General features: G+C 53.9%; 15 protein-coding genes and 1 riboswitch. Of the genes, 10 read left to right on the forward strand and 5 right to left on the reverse strand.

What is annotated here, in order from left to right; translation table 11 throughout:
* The first annotated feature begins 338 nt into the window (after window positions 1–338).
* The 9 genes from AAFN83_RS10185 (at window position 339) to AAFN83_RS10225 (ending at window position 8,756) form a co-directional block, all read left to right on the forward strand.
* On the forward strand, window positions 339–779 hold the full coding sequence (locus AAFN83_RS10185) for a divergent PAP2 family protein (RefSeq protein WP_347769473.1): 441 nt from the start codon (window positions 339–341) through the stop codon (window positions 777–779).
* 169 nt (window positions 780–948) lie between these two features.
* Entirely contained in the window at window positions 949–1,674 is a 726-nt protein-coding gene (locus tag AAFN83_RS10190; protein ID WP_347768896.1) for a 3-ketoacyl-ACP reductase, read from the forward strand.
* A gap of 52 nt (window positions 1,675–1,726) precedes the next feature.
* Window positions 1,727–2,827, forward strand: a complete 1,101-nt coding sequence (locus tag AAFN83_RS10195; protein WP_347768897.1) for an FIST signal transduction protein — start codon at window positions 1,727–1,729, stop codon at window positions 2,825–2,827.
* A gap of 17 nt (window positions 2,828–2,844) precedes the next feature.
* Complete coding sequence (locus AAFN83_RS10200; protein WP_347768898.1) at window positions 2,845–3,834, forward strand: methyl-accepting chemotaxis protein; 990 nt, start codon at window positions 2,845–2,847, stop codon at window positions 3,832–3,834.
* A 191-nt stretch (window positions 3,835–4,025) separates the two neighbouring features.
* Window positions 4,026–5,645 (forward strand): histidine kinase N-terminal 7TM domain-containing diguanylate cyclase, encoded by a 1,620-nt coding sequence (locus AAFN83_RS10205; protein WP_347768899.1) that lies wholly within the window; start codon window positions 4,026–4,028, stop codon window positions 5,643–5,645.
* 256 nt (window positions 5,646–5,901) lie between these two features.
* Complete coding sequence (locus AAFN83_RS10210; protein ID WP_347768900.1) at window positions 5,902–6,465, forward strand: helix-turn-helix transcriptional regulator; 564 nt, start codon at window positions 5,902–5,904, stop codon at window positions 6,463–6,465.
* A gap of 84 nt (window positions 6,466–6,549) precedes the next feature.
* Window positions 6,550–7,428: a MerR family transcriptional regulator gene (locus tag AAFN83_RS10215; protein ID WP_347768901.1), complete on the forward strand. Its 879-nt coding sequence runs from the start codon at window positions 6,550–6,552 to the stop codon at window positions 7,426–7,428.
* Window positions 7,429–7,608: 180 nt separating this feature from the next.
* Window positions 7,609–8,214, forward strand: coding sequence for a DUF1349 domain-containing protein (locus AAFN83_RS10220; protein WP_347768902.1), 606 nt, complete (start codon window positions 7,609–7,611; stop codon window positions 8,212–8,214).
* Between the two features lie 68 nt (window positions 8,215–8,282).
* Complete coding sequence (locus AAFN83_RS10225) at window positions 8,283–8,756, forward strand: hypothetical protein (protein WP_347768903.1); 474 nt, start codon at window positions 8,283–8,285, stop codon at window positions 8,754–8,756.
* 169 nt (window positions 8,757–8,925) lie between these two features.
* On the opposite strand, the gene AAFN83_RS10230 is transcribed toward AAFN83_RS10225, so the two are convergent.
* The 4 genes from AAFN83_RS10230 to AAFN83_RS10245 are packed head-to-tail and all read right to left on the reverse strand — an operon-like array spanning window position 8,926 to window position 12,897.
* Window positions 8,926–9,741: an ABC transporter ATP-binding protein gene (locus AAFN83_RS10230; RefSeq protein ID WP_347768905.1), complete on the reverse strand. Its 816-nt coding sequence runs from the start codon at window positions 9,739–9,741 to the stop codon at window positions 8,926–8,928.
* Window positions 9,741–10,772, reverse strand: coding sequence for a FecCD family ABC transporter permease (locus tag AAFN83_RS10235; protein WP_347768907.1), 1,032 nt, complete (start codon window positions 10,770–10,772; stop codon window positions 9,741–9,743). The genes AAFN83_RS10230 and AAFN83_RS10235 overlap by 1 nt, the downstream gene beginning before the upstream one ends.
* Window positions 10,769–11,809, reverse strand: coding sequence for a FecCD family ABC transporter permease (locus AAFN83_RS10240; protein ID WP_347768909.1), 1,041 nt, complete (start codon window positions 11,807–11,809; stop codon window positions 10,769–10,771). Before AAFN83_RS10240 ends, AAFN83_RS10235 begins: the two co-directional genes overlap by 4 nt.
* Window positions 11,806–12,897 (reverse strand): iron-siderophore ABC transporter substrate-binding protein, encoded by a 1,092-nt coding sequence (locus AAFN83_RS10245; RefSeq protein WP_347768911.1) that lies wholly within the window; start codon window positions 12,895–12,897, stop codon window positions 11,806–11,808. Before AAFN83_RS10245 ends, AAFN83_RS10240 begins: the two co-directional genes overlap by 4 nt.
* A gap of 236 nt (window positions 12,898–13,133) precedes the next feature.
* Window positions 13,134–13,213, forward strand: a riboswitch (glycine riboswitch).
* A 162-nt stretch (window positions 13,214–13,375) separates the two neighbouring features.
* Between AAFN83_RS10245 and AAFN83_RS10250 the strand changes: the two genes are divergently transcribed.
* The gene (locus tag AAFN83_RS10250; protein WP_347768913.1) at window positions 13,376–14,746 is read left to right on the forward strand and encodes an amino acid permease; all 1,371 of its coding nucleotides are present in this window, start codon (window positions 13,376–13,378) and stop codon (window positions 14,744–14,746) included.
* Between the two features lie 98 nt (window positions 14,747–14,844).
* Here AAFN83_RS10250 and AAFN83_RS10255 read toward each other — a convergent pair whose 3' ends face one another.
* Window positions 14,845–15,405: a GbsR/MarR family transcriptional regulator gene (locus AAFN83_RS10255; RefSeq protein WP_347768915.1), complete on the reverse strand. Its 561-nt coding sequence runs from the start codon at window positions 15,403–15,405 to the stop codon at window positions 14,845–14,847.
* Window positions 15,406–15,577 lie beyond the last annotated feature (172 nt).

Here is a 15,577-nt window from a genome sequence, read left to right on the forward strand (position 1 = left end):
CGCATCCTTCTGTTATTCCCGGTGTTATCAGGATACCAATTCTGGGGAAAATGACTAGACTGTTATTTTGACTTCTGGTATCATTTAGATTGAAGTCTTGGTGAAAATCCAGACTCCTTACCGTCTGACGCGAAACACCATTTACTGCTGAGCCTAAGCCTCTTTCATCCCAGGATGAAAGAGGCTTTTTGTATGATGCCCGATTTTCGTTTCGAAGCTGCGAACGTGGACAACTTGTGTAAAATTAATAAAGAATTTAAAACAGGCACATGACCCGTTTATATTTGTGTTTTACATTGAGGAAAGCTAGTGACGACAGGAGGGTGACGATCGTGCAGATGCTTACGAATTACCCGCTCATCTCCGCTTTGATTTCGATGATCTTGGCTCAAGCCATCAAGGTTCCCCTAAATCTTATCGCGTGCAAATCGTGGATGCCCTCACGGGCCTTCAGCACGGGAGGGATGCCCAGCTCGCATTCCGCGGCTACCGCCTCTCTGGCAACCTCAGTGGGCCTTGTTGACGGATTCGGCTCTTCACTCTTCGCCATTGCTGCTGTCGTATGTGTGGTCACCATGTATGACGCTGCGGGAATCCGGCGGCATGCCGGAATTCATGCGGCCTTGCTGAATCGGATCACCCATCATCTCTCGGAGACATCGAAAGGCAAGCCGCCGGAACCCCTGTTGAAGGAGCTTCTGGGGCATCGGCCTTTGGAGGTATTAGCTGGATTGGCACTGGGGATCGCCTCCAGCTGCGCTTTATACGATCTGAATTAATGGTTATTTCATGTGCTTTTCAACCAAAACTACACATTTCGACCTTCTCATCTATAGTATACTGAGGAAAACCGAGCTTTTCGGAGAAAACCATGCGCCCTTGCCTTCAGCGATCTGAATTCGCGGGTTTCAGGCTAAAATGGGAACAAAACGGAGAGGAGTCATTACGATGACACAAACGTTAAAATCGAAGGTAGCCCTTGTAACCGGAGGGGCACGGGGAATCGGCAAAGCAACGGCGATTGCACTGGCTAAGGAAGGCGTAGCCGTCGGGCTGCTTGCAAGATCGGAAGCAACCTTGAAGGAGGTAGCGGCCGAGATCGAAGGGCTGGGCGTGAAAGCAGCCTATGCAGCCGTTGACATTTCCTCAAGAGAGCAAGCAGAGGCTGCTGTCGCCAAATTGAAGGAGGAGCTGGGAGCCGCCGATATTCTCATTAACTGCGCGGGCACCGCTACGTTCGGCACGGTTCTCGAGATGGACCCGGACGAATGGAAGGGCATGATCGACACCAACCTGATGGGCACTTACTATGTAACGCGTGCCGTCCTCCCGCAATTGATCGAAAAAAACAGCGGGGATATCATTACGATCGCTTCCACAAACGGATTGAACGGGGCCGCGACCTCAAGCGCGTACAGTGCATCGAAATTCGCCGTGATCGGCTTCACCGAATCCCTGGCTCAAGAAGTACGCCGCAACAACATTCGGGTGTCCACGCTAACCCCGAGCACGGTTGCAACCGATATGGCACAGGACTTGAAGCTGATCAAGGAAAACGACGAGTCGAAGTTCATTCAACCCGAGGATCTGGCGGAGTTCATCGTAGATCAATTGAAATTGAATCCGCGCGTGTACATAAAAACAGCAAGCTTTATCGCAACAAACCCGTTCTGACCATTCGATAGGCGGGCGGACCAGGCAATCATTCCACTAGAGGATGGTATTCATGAAGTATTCTGTTGGCAGAAGTTCAAAGCTCGACATCAAGGAGGCGGTGGCAGAGGCCACGCGAGGGCTCTCTTCCCCGAAGCTCCTTTTGTTTTTCTCGGCGGTACCGCAATTTGAGAAGGCGAACGAAGAGATCAAGGAGAATTTTCCAGACAGCGTCCTTCTCGGGTCCACGACCTTCGCGGGCTTTTGCAAGGAGGGAGCCTTCAAGGACAGCTTGCTTGTCCTGGGCATCGAGGAAGGGATCGAGTGCTACGCCGATGTATTGGAGGATGCGGATCGGTATCCCCTGAAGCATGTGAACCGCGTCCAGCAATGCCTGAACCATTTTGACGATACGACGAACACGGTGTGCTTCGAGATTTCCACGGCGCTCATAAGCTGTGAGGAATTGGTCCTGTCCACGTTGAATTCCGTCCTTGAAGAGAGGGGGATTCCCCTGTTCGGCGGATCGGCAGGAGACCTCGGGAAGGCAGAGCAAACGATGATTGCCTTGAACGGCACCGTGTATCGGAATGCCTGCGCCTTTGTCTTGATCAAGAACCTGGGGGGCAAGGTTCGGTTTTATCGTGAAAATATTTACAAGCCTACTGTCCATTCTTTCACGGCTACGAAGGTGGATGAGCGGAACCGGATTGTTCACGAATACGACAATCGGCCAGCCGCCCAGGTAGTAGCCGAAGCATTGAATACCAAGGTAGAAGGGCTTTCGAGGTTTCTGGACAGCTATCCGATGGGCAGGGTGATCGGAAATGACATGTATATCACGGCTAACCAGATGGTTACGGAAAACCAGGGAATGGCCTATCACGCCAAGGTATACAACAACTCGCACATGGTCCTCCTGGAGCCGGACGATTACAAGTCGGTTATCCATGCCACAATTGCAGAGGTCAAGAAGGATATTCCCCGGCCCTCTCTGGCCATTATGGTGAATTGCTTGGCCCGGTCCATGCTGTTTGAAGGGGATGGCTACCTGAATGATTTTGCCAAGGAGATGAGTGCGGCCCTGGGGAATTATGTTGGGTTTGCCGGATACGGAGAGCAGCTGGGGCAGCAGCATTTTAACCAAACGATGGTCTTGGCTGTATTTGAATAGTAGAGGCGGGTAGACCGATGAAATGGTTTAAATCCACAACGAACAGGGTCGAAACAGACCAAGCGGCGGCTGCCATAGCGCCTGCGGCTCCGCAGAACCCCGAACCGGCAACGGCTAGCGACGAAGAAGTGTTATACGGCGTTATGCACATTGAGAAGAAGTTCGGGCAATTCATGAATGAAGAGGTTCTCGTCACCCAATCCATCCACGACATCGGGACGACCTACTCCCAGATCAAAGGGATTCAAGACATGATGATGAACCTGGACGCCAACTTCAAGCCATTCCGGCAATATGTTCAGAATATCGACGGGGTGATGAACCAGACCGAGACGGCGGTTCAACGGGCGGATGAGAAGATGGGCGTCTTGTCGGAAAAGCTGGACGGAACGTGCGGCGAGCTGCACTCGATCACCGAAGCGTTCCAGGTGCTGGAGGAGAACTTCAAGCAAATCAAGGACATGTCCGCCGGCATTACCGAGATCGCAAGCAGCACGAACCTGCTGGCACTGAATGCTTCGATCGAGGCCGCGCGCGCAGGGGAGGCTGGGAAGGGATTCGCGGTGGTAGCCGAGGAGATCCGAAAGCTGTCCACCTCTACGGCCAAGCTGGTTACGGGCATTGATGACAGCGTCAAGATGCTCTATCACAGCATGGACTCCCTGAAAGGAAGCATTCACCAAACCACCGCAACCATTGAAGACAATTATCAATACGCCCAAAATGTCCAGCAGGATTTCCGCGAGGTTGCCGACTGCACCCTGGAAGCGAAGAGCTTCAGCGGTCAGATCATTACGGGGATTGAACGAACAAGCGCCGAGATCAACGACGCAGCATCGGGCGTGGGGTCGGTTACGGAGCTGGTTACCTCGCTTGGCGATAAGCTGGAGGGGTTGAACCTGAGGTTGAGCAAACGGTCGATTATCATCGGTAGCATCACGGACTTTCTGCAGCAGATCGAGAATCTGTTGACTGACACGGTGGGCCGCAAAGCGCGCAAGCAGTAAGAGCATGAACCCAACGGATGGAGCGAATTCACGGGGGACCTTGCGGTCTCTCTGATTCGTTCCTGTTTTTTTTGTCTCTCGAAGAGAAGGCGCGAGATTTGAATCGTTGGAACTGGCTAACGACTGCTGGCGTATGATAAGATATGGCTAATTTACCGTCTGATTGTGTCGAATGATAAAGGAGTAGACTTGTGAGCTCACCAGCAGGGTTTGACCTCTATTTATTCCTCCTCTTGTTTGCCTTGTTTGTTTATGTATTTGCAACGGTTCGGATTACCAACTTACATAAGGTGTACTTCCTGTTCCATTTCTTTATGATGATCTGGCCGCTGTGCCAGTTCGCTACCGATTTCACACGAGATCCGCAGCTGCAGCTTGTTTACGTGACGTTGTCCTTTGTTTCCTTCCCCCTGTTGGCCAGCGGGTGGCTTCTTCTCACCATCTTTCTTACCGGGAATGCGAGTAAGCTTCGGTGGCGAAACCTCGCCTATCTATTTACGCCCGCTCTGCTTGCTGCAGCAGGGGTGCTTCTGAATCCGTCGAACCGCTTCGTCAATCCGCTGGAAGGCGGGTACATCGAACGGGGCTACGGCTCTTGGTTCTGGGCAATGAGCGCGATTCTCGTAGGCTACTTTGTGGCCTCTCTGTTCTTTTTGTTCCGGGCCTTGAAGTCGCCGAAGACCTTGGCTACGACGAAGAAGCAGGTGAAGATTACCCTGTGGGGCATCTTCGTGCTGGCCGCCTTCGCCAGCGTGGATCTTCTTCTGAACGTCGTGCTGAGCGAGTGGCTGCCGATCATTCCCGGGCTGACTTCTCTCGGGATTTTGGTGTCCGACCTCTTTTTCGTCTTTGTGATCAAGCGGTACAACGTGTTCGAGCTCGTGTCCATCGCCCATGAGGACGTGATCAACACCATTCCTTATGGAATGCTTGTTCTGGACGAGAATGAGTCCATTGTAGAGGTTAACGAGGCGCTGCGATTCTTCCTGGATGGAAGCGTGGGGGATTCCTTCGATATTGAGAAGTTCCTCGCGGGCGTTCGGGTGGAAGGCAGCACCAAGGAGTTTTTGGAGCGGTATAGGCAAAAGGAAAACTCCCTGTCGCAGGTGGAAATCACCGTTCAGCGAGAGGTCCTGCGGCATTTTATCCTGCAGGCTTCCCCCATTCGTGATGCTTATCGTGTACCCATCGGGCATATCATTACGTTTCAGGATGTTTCCCAGGAGCGCCATCTGGTTCAGGAGTTATCCAAAGCCAATCAGAAGCTGGAGGAAATGGCCCTCACGGACAGCTTGACGGACTGCTACAACCGCCGCTATCTGACGGAGCAGCTGACCCGGGAGGTCAGCGTGAACCTGCAACGGCGAACGCCGTTCTCGCTCATTCTCTTCGATATTGATTTCTTTAAAGCCATCAACGACCAGTATGGGCATGTGATCGGGGATGTGGTCCTCTACCACACCGCTCAGACCGTGAAGCAATCCATTCGCAGCACTGATGTGCTGGCTCGTTACGGAGGAGAGGAGTTCCTCATCTACCTGCCGCATACGGACCGCCTGTTGGCGGAGCAGATCGCGGAGCGGGTGAGGAGCTTGGTGGCCGCCCATCACATTCGGGTTGGAAGCGGCGGCGATCCGGTGTCCGTTACCGTCAGCATCGGGGGACTGTCGATTGAGGACTTTGAACAGGAGCAGGCGGGGGGCCCCTCGGAGGGCGCGCTGGTCCAGCTCTTGGCGAGGGTCGACAAGGCGCTCTATCAAGCCAAGGAAAAGGGGCGCAACCGCGTCGAATTTGTAGGCAAAGCCTCTTAAGCAGATAGAGCGAGAAGAGGTCTATGTGGGGAACCGTTCATGGAAAGGCCGTCCGGCAGCGGGCGGCCTTTCCAGCTTCCAAGCGTTCGAGAGTTTTGCAACCTACAGTTGCAGGACCGATCTATGGAACGTCCTCCCGTTCAACCTCCTGTCGATACCGCTCATAGGAATGATCTGCTAGTCTTACTCTGTAGAGGTTGAACGAGAGAAATGCTGAGAGGCACGGCGAGATCGATGGAATCGGGAGGAAAGATGGATGCTGGACAACAAAAAGATTGGCCGACACATTCAATGGCTCCGCAAGGAGGCAGGCTGGACGCAGGTGGAGCTTTCGGAACGGCTGGGGATCAGCCATCAGGCGGTCTCCAAGTGGGAGAACGGAGAGTCCCTCCCCGATCTGGAGGTGCTGCTGCAGCTGGCCAGAGCCTTCGGCCTTTCGGTTGAGGAGCTGCTGCTGGCGGACACCGGCTCTGCGGCTCAGAAGGAGGCTGCCCCACTCCACTCGTCAGGTAAAGTTGATGGGGACCTGCTGTGGGCGGAAGTATTGAACGTCATCCGAGAGAAGCTCAGTCCCCCTAGTTACGATACATGGTTCAAGGAAACCACCGGAACCGTTGATGGCGATACCCTGGTGGTCACGTGCCCCAATCGGTTTTCGGCGGAATGGGTATTCAGCCGATACTCGTTCCTGATTGAGCAAGCGCTTGATGAAGTACAGGGGACATCGAATACCAAGCTTCGCTTTCAATCCTTAGCAAATGACGACTCGGTCCCCACGGGCAGGTCGGAGCGAGCGGAGTTGAGTTTGGAGGATTTTTGAGTCAGAGGGTTCGGAATAGTCCTTGCAATTGCCGCGGCGTCAAGTGCTACTCTACTTTTAGAGCGCTCTGAAAGGGGATTTGAAGTGAATCGATCGATTGCCATCAACAAGCTGTCGGAACAGCTGGGGCTGACGAGCCGCACCTTACGACATTGGGAAGCCGAAGGGTTGTTCACGAGTGAGCGAGATGCATCCTCGGGGTGGAGAATGTACGACGGCCATGCCCTCTCCTGCATCCGGGTTACCGCACTCTTGAGAAAGATGGATATTCCGCTTAAGGACATCAAAGAGGTCCTTGCTGCCGCAGCTCTCCCTTCGTTAACCGCCGTTGTGGAAAAGAGAATGGCGGAGCTGCAGGCAGAGAAAGCAGACCTGCATCTTTTTCAAGAGCAGCTGGAGCAAGCTCTGGCATTCCTTCGGACACAAGGAACGGATTCTTCCTTGCTTGCAGACGAAATCCTGACAAAGATGGAGGACTTGTTTATGCAAAGTGTACGAGAAAGCCGCATGTTCAAAATCATCAGCCTTCCGCCCATGAGGGTCGCTTATCATACTGCGGTAGGGGTCTCGCCGGAAGACGAAGCCATCGCTCCCGTGCTCGAGTGGGTGAAGGCCTCGAATTTGATAAGTACCGCGCGTCTATTAGGCGGCAATGTGAAGCCGTTGCCAAGCCGCCCGGGTGCCCCGTACGGCTATGGGATGTGTGTGACCATCCCGGACGGTGTCCCCGTTCCCGATCACCTGAAGGAAATGGTATTGCCTGGCGGTCTTTTCGCGATGCTGGAGGCGGGGGACGATGTTCCCTCTTCGTGGAATACCCTAACAGCCGCACTGTCCAAGGACAGCAGCTACCAAACGGATCGGTCGCGGCTGTGTTTCGAAGAGCACATACGCAACGACCAACCCGAGGGGGGCGGGAATGCGTATCATCTGACCCTGCTGCAGCCGGTAAAAGAAAGGTAGGACGCGGGTAGAAAGGTTAGAAAAGACAGGGGTCTTCCATGCTCTCGGCGGAAAATCGAAGCCCGATTCCCTAATCGGGAATGGTATACTGACAAAAATACCGGTTCTCTCTCAGGCGATGCTGAGGTCTTCTGCCATTGGCGGAGAGAAGGGACTGGGCTTCGTGAGGAGGAGTACGCCGTGACGAGGAAGAGAATGGACTGGGAGGCCGGGAGCTGGCTGAATGCGCCGCTGGCTGCCCGAAGAGAAGGGGGATCCTTGAAGGTTGCACCCGAAAAGGGAAGGGATTTCTGGAAGAAGACCCTGTACGGATTTGAGTTTGAGGATGGAGCCGCTCTGCTTGCGGAGTGGGACCCTGAAACGGCCGTCGAGGTAACGTTCCAACTCTCGTCCTTTACCGAATTGTATGATCAGGCCGGTATCCTGTTGTACCATGGGCCGGCACAATGGATCAAAACGGGGATCGAGATCAATGACGGCATCCCCCAGCTCTCTGCGGTGGTAACCGATGGTTACTCCGACTGGTCGCTTGCGGCCGTACCGGAATGGGTGGGGGAGGAAGTGACCCTTCGCGCCTCCATCCTGAAGGATGCGGTAATCCTTCGGGCTCGGACCGCTCATCATGCATGGCGCACGATTCGGGTGGCTCGGTTTCCCTACGCGGCGGGAAATCAAGCGGGTCCTTTCGCGTGCGCGCCAACCCGGGAAGGCTTCGAGGTTACCTTCTCTCGCTGGGATTTCACGGAACGGGATGAAGACCTGCACACCGATCCACCGACGGAGTAGAGGGGGCGGGGAAGCGTCCGCATTTCAATCAGACTGGAGGAGTTATCATTCGGTTAGGAAGGAAAATTATGGTGATCATTCCAATCAGTATTCTATTTCTAGCCTTTACTTTCGTTCTCTTGTCCACAAGGAAGGAAGTAATTGATACATCTCTAACGATGTATGATATAAACGGGATTTACGTGAACCAACATATGAAGGGACAGACGGATACACAAGGTCGTGACTTTAAGATCAAGATTCAACTAACGAAGAAGAACCCTGTACTTAGTAATCCACGTTTTGAAGGTAGCATTACCATAAATAATGTTGAGTATGTCTTTGATCATGCTTCAGAAGGTGTATCGAATGAGAGACAACTATTGATCTTCAGAAATAAGATCGGAACATCTCTTCTACACTTCGATGAGGTACTGATGTATACTACAAAGGATTTTTCAACCATGATACTTGTAAATCCAGACTTTGTTCTTTCGGGACCAAGTGATTCTGTCGAGGATGCAATAAAAAAGTATCAGTCCATTAATCTTACTGTTGAATAAGAGCAAAGCTCCAGCAATTAACAAGAACTTTAGTAGATCGTTTTTCAGAAATGGGCTATTTAGATGCTGGAAAGCCATTTGGTAATTTTAAAAAAGATGGTGTCCCATAAGTCATCGAAGACGACTGAGGGGCACCATCTTTCTGCATGGAGAGAGAAGCACCGGAACGTTACGTAGTCGCAGCATTCTGAACATGATAGCGGCCTTTGGGCACCACCATAGGGGAGCCTGAGATGGGGTCGGCAATCACGGAGCAATCGAGACCGAAGATGTCCTTCACCAAGGTGCTTGTGACCACCTCTGACGGTGTGCCTTCCGCGACCAGTTTCCCTTTTTGCAGGGCAAAGATGTGGTCGGCATAACGTGCAGACAGGTTGATATCGTGAAGCACCATGACGATCGTCGTGCCGTGCTTTCGGTTGAGGTCGGTGAGCAGATCCAGAATTTCGACCTGATAGGTAATATCCAGGAAGGTGGTCGGTTCGTCGAGAAACAGAATGTCGGTTTGCTGCGCCAGGGCCATCGCAATCCATACGCGCTGGCGCTGACCGCCGGACAGCTCGTCAATGTTGTGATTCGCGAACTCGGTGATGTCCATGATCCGCATCGCTTCGGCAACCGCCTCGTAATCCTTTTTGGACCAGGTGCTGAACAAGGATTGATGCGGGAAGCGCCCGCGCCCAACCAAGTCTGCGACCGATATCCCTTCCGGAACGATAGGCGATTGCGGCAGCAGACCCACCACCCGCGCGAACTGCTTCGGCGGTATTTTGCCGATGGGCTTTCCGTCGATGGTGATTTTGCCGGAGGTCGGCTTGATCAGCCGGGCCAGCGTCTTCAGCAGCGTCGACTTGCCGCAGCCGTTCGCTCCGATGATGACGCTGATTTGGCCGTCCGGGATCACGAGATCAATTCCATGGATAACCGTCTTCTGATCGTAACCCGCTACGAGCTGCTCCGCCTGAAATTGATGTGTCGGTCTCATTATAAAACTCCCTTTCGGTTCATTCGGATCAGCAGGAAGATCAGATACGGCGCTCCGAGAATCCCCGTCATGATGCCCACCGGGAAGCGGTACTGGAACGCAAATTGTCCGACCAGATCAGCCGCCAACACCAAATTCACACCGACAAGCCCAGCCGGAATGACGTTCGAGAAGCCCACTCCGACGAGTCTCTTCGCAATCGGTCCCGAAAGGAAGGAGGTGAAGGCGATGGGTCCTGTGGTGGCCGTAGCGATTGCGATCATGCAGACGGAGCTCACGATGAGGGCGATCCGGGTTCGGTCGGTGTGGATGCCGAGAGAGGTGGCGGCTTGCTCCCCAAGCTCCAGCAGACTGAGATGCTTCCCGAGCAAGGCCACGACTGGCGTAAAGATCAGCACAGTAATGATCAGTGGAGGCAGCTCATACAGCTGAATGCCGTTCAGGCTGCCCGTGAGCCATCGGATGGCGGCGGGAATGTCCTGCTGTGCCCCAACGAGCAGGAGGTAAGAGATGAGGGCGTCCAGCATGGCTTGAATGCCGATGCCGATCAGGATCAGGCGCCCGATGGAGAACGCTCTACCTCTGGACAGCACATAGATGACGAGGACGGTGGCGAGCCCAGCCGCAACCGATGCGGCCGAGATCGTCGCCCGACTCGAATGGAACACCGTGATGCAGAGGACGGCTGCTACGCTTGACCCCGAGGTGATGCCGATTACATTCGGATTCGCGAGGGGGTTGCGCAGCATCGTCTGGAAGGTGTTCCCGGCTAGGCCGAAGGCAAATCCGGCGAAGAGGCCCGCCAGCATTCTCGGCAAGCGAACGGTGTTTACGGCAAAGCTGACTCCTTTGAGCTCCTCCCCGGAAAGGGCCCGAAGGATATCCCTCACCGGATAGATGGTGTTTCCCAGAAGGAGCATGGCACAGCAGAGGATGAGGGCGAGCACCGTAAGGAGGCAAGTAACCAGCATCCAGCGGCGTTGTCTCTGACGGCGGCCTGCAGCAATATAGGCTATCGAATGAGTTGTCATAAGGAACGCACTTTCGATCTCATCGCAAGGATGATTAATAGCGGAGCTCCGACAAAGGCGGTGACGACCCCGACCTCAAGCTCTCCGGGACTGGCGATGAGTCGGCCGACAACATCGGAGGAGATCAGAATGACGGCTCCCGAGAGAGCAGACATGGGGATGACAAACCGCAGGTCGGGCCCCAAAACAAGGCGCATGAGGTGGGTAGCGAGAAGGCCGACAAACCCGATAGGGCCGGCCAGCGCCGTAGCTGTGCCGCACAGAAGGACACCGGCCAGCGCCGCAATAAGGCGCAGCACGCCTGTTCGAACCCCGAGCCCGGTTGCGACATCGTCTCCGAGCGCGAGCGCATTGAGCGCAGGCGCTGTCAGGAAGGCGATGACGACGCCGACGATCAGAAACGGGGTAAACGTAGCGATAGCGCTCCAGCTTCCTGAGCCGATGCTTCCGACTTGCCAGAAGCGGAATTGGTCCATGACGTAAGCGCGTGGAATCATGACCGCCGAGACCAGGGAAGAGAGAGCAGCACTGATAGCGGCGCCCGCCAATACAAGCTTAATGGGCGTGGCACCGCCACGCCCCATCGAACCGATGCCGAACACAAATATCGCCGTGATCGCCGCCCCGGCCAAGGCCAGCCAGATGTACTCACTGGCTGTATTGATGTTCAGGAAGGCGATTCCGCAAACGACAAACAAGGCGGCGCCGGTATTCACGCCCAGAATGCTCGGGTCCGCAATCGGGTTGCGGGTAACCGATTGCATCAGTGCACCCGAAACGCCGAGCGCCGCACCGCAGAACAACCCGAAGACAGTTCGCGAGATTCGCTTGCGAACGACGTTGGCTCCATAGGAATCGACGTCAGGATGAAACAGCCCGTCGATCAGCTCCGGAACCTTCACCAGCCGGGGGCCAAAGACCAGAGAGGCCACTACGCAAAGCCCGAGCAGCACCAGACCGATCAACAGGATGATCGCGAAGTTCTTCGGAATTTGGGAGTGGGGGGATGTGCGTGTTGAACCCGAGGAAGTACTCATTTGACCTTGTCGGCAGCTCCTCCGATGAGTTTGAGGTAATCATCAATGGTGTACGCGATCGAGAGCGGATTCGGGGTGCCGGCAGCTACAAGGGGCGTGTCGGAGTCGATGAATGCGACGGAGCCTCTTTGGATCGCAGGGATTTTACCAAGCAGGGGATCAGCCTGGATAGTCTTGAGCAGGGCGTCATTGCCATAGCCAATGATCAGATCGGCATCATAGAGAGCTTCCGTATTCTCGACGCTCAGCTCCAGGGAGTATTTCTTCGGGTCCGTGATCAGCTTCGTGATGCTGTCCGGATAAACCATGCCCATCTCAAACAGGAAGGAGACGCGGGAGTCTACGGGCGTATAGATGTGCAGCTTGGAGAAGTCCTTCGCATTGAAGTTGACCCAAACGACTTTCTTGTCTTTGATCTGAGGGTAGTGGCTCAGCTTCTCATTCACCATGTTCTCGGTGTCTTGAATGAGCTTCTCGCCTTCGGCCTTCATGCCCATGCCGGTTGCGTTCATCGTCACTTGCTCACGCCAGGTGGTAGCCCAGGGCGCCGTCGGATAGGGAACGACCGGTGCAATCTTGCTGAGCGTGTTGTAATCTTCCTGGGTAATGCCGGAGTAAGCAGCGAGAATGACATCGGGGTTGGAGTCCGAGATTGCTTCAAAATCAAGGCCGTCGGTGTCCTGGAAGACGTTCGGGTCCTTCACGCCGAGCTCATCGAGCTTTTGCTTGGTCCACGGCAGGAGGCCGCTGCCGTCTTGAACGCCGAAGTTCGCAGCCGAGAAGCCGACCGGAACCACTCCGAGGGCAAGAACCACGTCATGGTTGGCCCATTGAATGGTCGCGACGCGTTCCGGCTTGCTCTTGATAACCGTTTCGCCGAGGGCGTGCTTGATCACAATCGGATATTCTTCGGTGCTGGCGGGGGAAGCAGAAGTTTCCGCGCTGGGGGCTTCGGTGCTGGCCGGGGCACTTTCAGACGGAGACGGAGAAGCGCTGGAGCTGGATTGCTGACTGGAGCATCCAACCAATGCCACGGCAAGGATGGAAGAAAGGAAGAGGGTTGTGAAGGACTTGCGTTTCGTGTTCATGAGAGCACCCTTTCGGTTCTGAGATAGAATCGCTACTTATTTAGAATCATTATTAATAATGATAACGATTCTCATTATCATAAAATATATAGTTGTAGCGAACAGGTTGTCAATGCAAATGGGCATGTTTTCAGAGGAGGAATTGTCATTGACAAAATCTTTACCCGGGATTACGATTGATAAATAAATTTAATAGTTAGCAGCATGCTTTGATTGCTATGGATCACACTATAGCAGGAGCGGCTTCTGGAGAGACCGTGAGGAATCGCGGCGCCGAAGGGTTCACAATCTCAGGCAAAAGGACAGAAGAGTAGTAACGATTTTATTTGTCGTTCTCCATCCCGGAGGAACGGCCGATACGATTTTTATTGCTTTTTGGGACGATGAGATTGGAGAGATCCAATCTCTTTTTGTTGTTCACTGACTTTGTCGCCCCTCGACCCCAGGGAAGATGTTCAATAACAAGGGGGAGTTTGGATTGGCACAGCAAGAGTTAAAGAGGGAGTTAGAGAATCGGCATGTTCAGCTTATCGCCATCGGCGGTACCATCGGGACGGGGTTGTTCTTAGGATCGGGGAAAGCGATCCAGCAGGCGGGACCCTCCATCATCTTTGCTTATCTCATCGTTGGCATCGCGGTCTTTTTCGTGATGAGGGCGCTCGGAGAGCTTCTGTTATCCAAAGCGGGGTATCAATCCTTTACGGATATCGCCGAGGACTATCTGGGGCCGCGCGTCGCGTTCGTCACCGGATGGACCTACTGGTTTTGCTGGATCATGACCGCAATGGCGGATGTAATCGCAGTGGGCATCTACATTCAATATTGGTTCGATATTCCTCAGTGGGTACCGGAGCTGATCTGCCTGATCATTTTGCTTGGACTGAACCTGCTGACGGTCAAAAATTTTGGAGAATTGGAATTCTGGTTTGCTTTGATCAAGGTCGTGACTATTCTCGCCCTGATTGCCATTGGAATTGTCCTGCTGATCATCGGGTTCAAGACGGGAGCTGGAACGGTGTCGGTCACGAACATTTGGAAGCACGGCGGGCTTTTCCCAAACGGGGTATCCGGGTTCCTGCTGTCCTTCCAAATGGTAGTGTTCGCTTTTGTCGGGGTGGAGCTGGTGGGGGTGTCGGCGGCAGAAACCTCCGATCCAGAGAAGAACATTCCGTCGGCCATCAATAAAATTCCGATGCGTATCCTGTTTTTCTATGTAGGGGCCATCGTCGCTTTGCTCTGCATCAATCCCTGGACGGAGCTCAGTCCCGGCGAAAGTCCCTTTGTGAAGACCTTTGCTCTCGTGGGCATTCCGATTGCCGCGGGCATCATCAACTTTGTCGTCCTCACGTCCGCCGCTTCCGCCTGCAACAGCGGGATGTTCTCCACGAGCCGCATCCTCTATAACCTGGGGAAGAAGGATCAGGCGCCTGCGCCTTTTGCCAGGCTCAACAAAAATCACGTGCCCAAGAACGGACTGCTCGTCTCCACGCTCGTCCTGTCGGCGGGCGCCCTCCTCAGCAAGCTGATTCCCGAGCAAGCCTTCGGCATCGTGACGACCATCAGCGCCATCTGCTTCATTTGGGTGTGGGGTGTCGTCCTCGTCAGCCACATTCGCTATAAGAAAACACAGCCTAACCTACAAGCAGCGTCGAAATTCAAGGCGCCCTTCACTCCTTTTGTTAACTACGCTGTTCTTGTTCTTTTTGCAGCGATCCTCGTGATCATGCTGATTGCGGAGGAGACCCGTCCGGCCCTGCTGTTAACCCCCTTGTGGTTTATTCTGTTGTTTGCTTTGTCTTACTCCAATCGGAGGAAGGAAGCGGGTGTTCCGGTACAAGGAAAGGGTTAAAGGGTAATCGAACGATTCGCGCCGATTGTCTCAAATGAAAGCGAAAGCCCCAGCTCCGCCAATAGGCGCGGAACCGGGGCTTTTTGTTGTTGCGCAGGCTATTCGTTTTCCTTGGGGACCAGTTGGAAGATGTCCTCTGATTCGAACGCCTCGATCAGCCGGATCAGCCACTTGTAGTACCGGATGGCCTCGTCGATCTTGACGAGATCGGCCTGGACCTGCCTCTCCAGCTCCTCGTCTCCGGTGTAGGAATCGGCAATCGCCAACAGCTCGGACCGCGACTTGCGAAGGGCTTGCAGGTTGATCTCGGCCGCCTTGCCCCACTTGATCGAGAAGAAGTCGGCGAACGTCTGGTACCAATCGAGCTCGACCTCATACAAGTCCTTGCGCGAGCCCTTTTCCCAGACCTTGTTGACCATCTTGAGGTCCACCAGCGTGCGGACACCGGTGCTCATGCTGGTCTTGCTCATCTCCATGGCTTGTCCCATTGCGTCGAGCGTCATGGGTCTATTCTGAAAAAATAAGAGTCCGTATAGATGGCCCGTGGACGGAGTGATTCCGTACAGCTCCATGTTGTTCCCGATTGCTTCAATAACTCGCTTCCGCGCCTTGAGCAAAGCCAATTCCTGCTCGGGGCTCAGACCGTTACTGCGCTCCATCTTTTTTCACCTAGCCTTCGTATTTTACATCGTAATTGTAAGAAACTATCTCATTAAAGTAAAGATAAAGGATGGGTGGAGAAAAAGAGGATCGAGGAGGATTCGGGAGTTATCTTCGTACAGAAATAACTGTACGTTCTGTAAAAGCAGATAAAAAAGTTGACACTGGATG

Origin of the sequence: Gorillibacterium sp. CAU 1737, assembly GCF_039888655.1 — a bacterium.
In the GTDB taxonomy this organism is placed as follows: Bacteria; Bacillota; Bacilli; order Paenibacillales; family NBRC-103111; genus Gorillibacterium.

Bases quoted from the DNA above. Each gene is read 5' to 3' on its own strand.
- AAFN83_RS10185 (WP_347769473.1), top strand. From the start codon at position 339: ATGCTTACGAATTACCCGCTCATCTCCGCTTTGATTTCGATGATCTTG.
- AAFN83_RS10190 (WP_347768896.1), top strand. From the start codon at position 949: ATGACACAAACGTTAAAATCGAAGGTAGCCCTTGTAACCGGAGGGGCA.
- AAFN83_RS10195 (WP_347768897.1), top strand. From the start codon at position 1,727: ATGAAGTATTCTGTTGGCAGAAGTTCAAAGCTCGACATCAAGGAGGCG.
- AAFN83_RS10200 (WP_347768898.1), top strand. From the start codon at position 2,845: ATGAAATGGTTTAAATCCACAACGAACAGGGTCGAAACAGACCAAGCG.
- AAFN83_RS10210 (WP_347768900.1), top strand. From the start codon at position 5,902: ATGCTGGACAACAAAAAGATTGGCCGACACATTCAATGGCTCCGCAAG.
- AAFN83_RS10225 (WP_347768903.1), top strand. From the start codon at position 8,283: ATGGTGATCATTCCAATCAGTATTCTATTTCTAGCCTTTACTTTCGTT.
- AAFN83_RS10230 (WP_347768905.1), bottom strand. From the start codon at position 9,741: ATGAGACCGACACATCAATTTCAGGCGGAGCAGCTCGTAGCGGGTTAC.
- AAFN83_RS10235 (WP_347768907.1), bottom strand. From the start codon at position 10,772: ATGACAACTCATTCGATAGCCTATATTGCTGCAGGCCGCCGTCAGAGA.
- AAFN83_RS10240 (WP_347768909.1), bottom strand. From the start codon at position 11,809: ATGAGTACTTCCTCGGGTTCAACACGCACATCCCCCCACTCCCAAATT.
- AAFN83_RS10245 (WP_347768911.1), bottom strand. From the start codon at position 12,897: ATGAACACGAAACGCAAGTCCTTCACAACCCTCTTCCTTTCTTCCATC.
- AAFN83_RS10255 (WP_347768915.1), bottom strand. From the start codon at position 15,405: ATGGAGCGCAGTAACGGTCTGAGCCCCGAGCAGGAATTGGCTTTGCTC.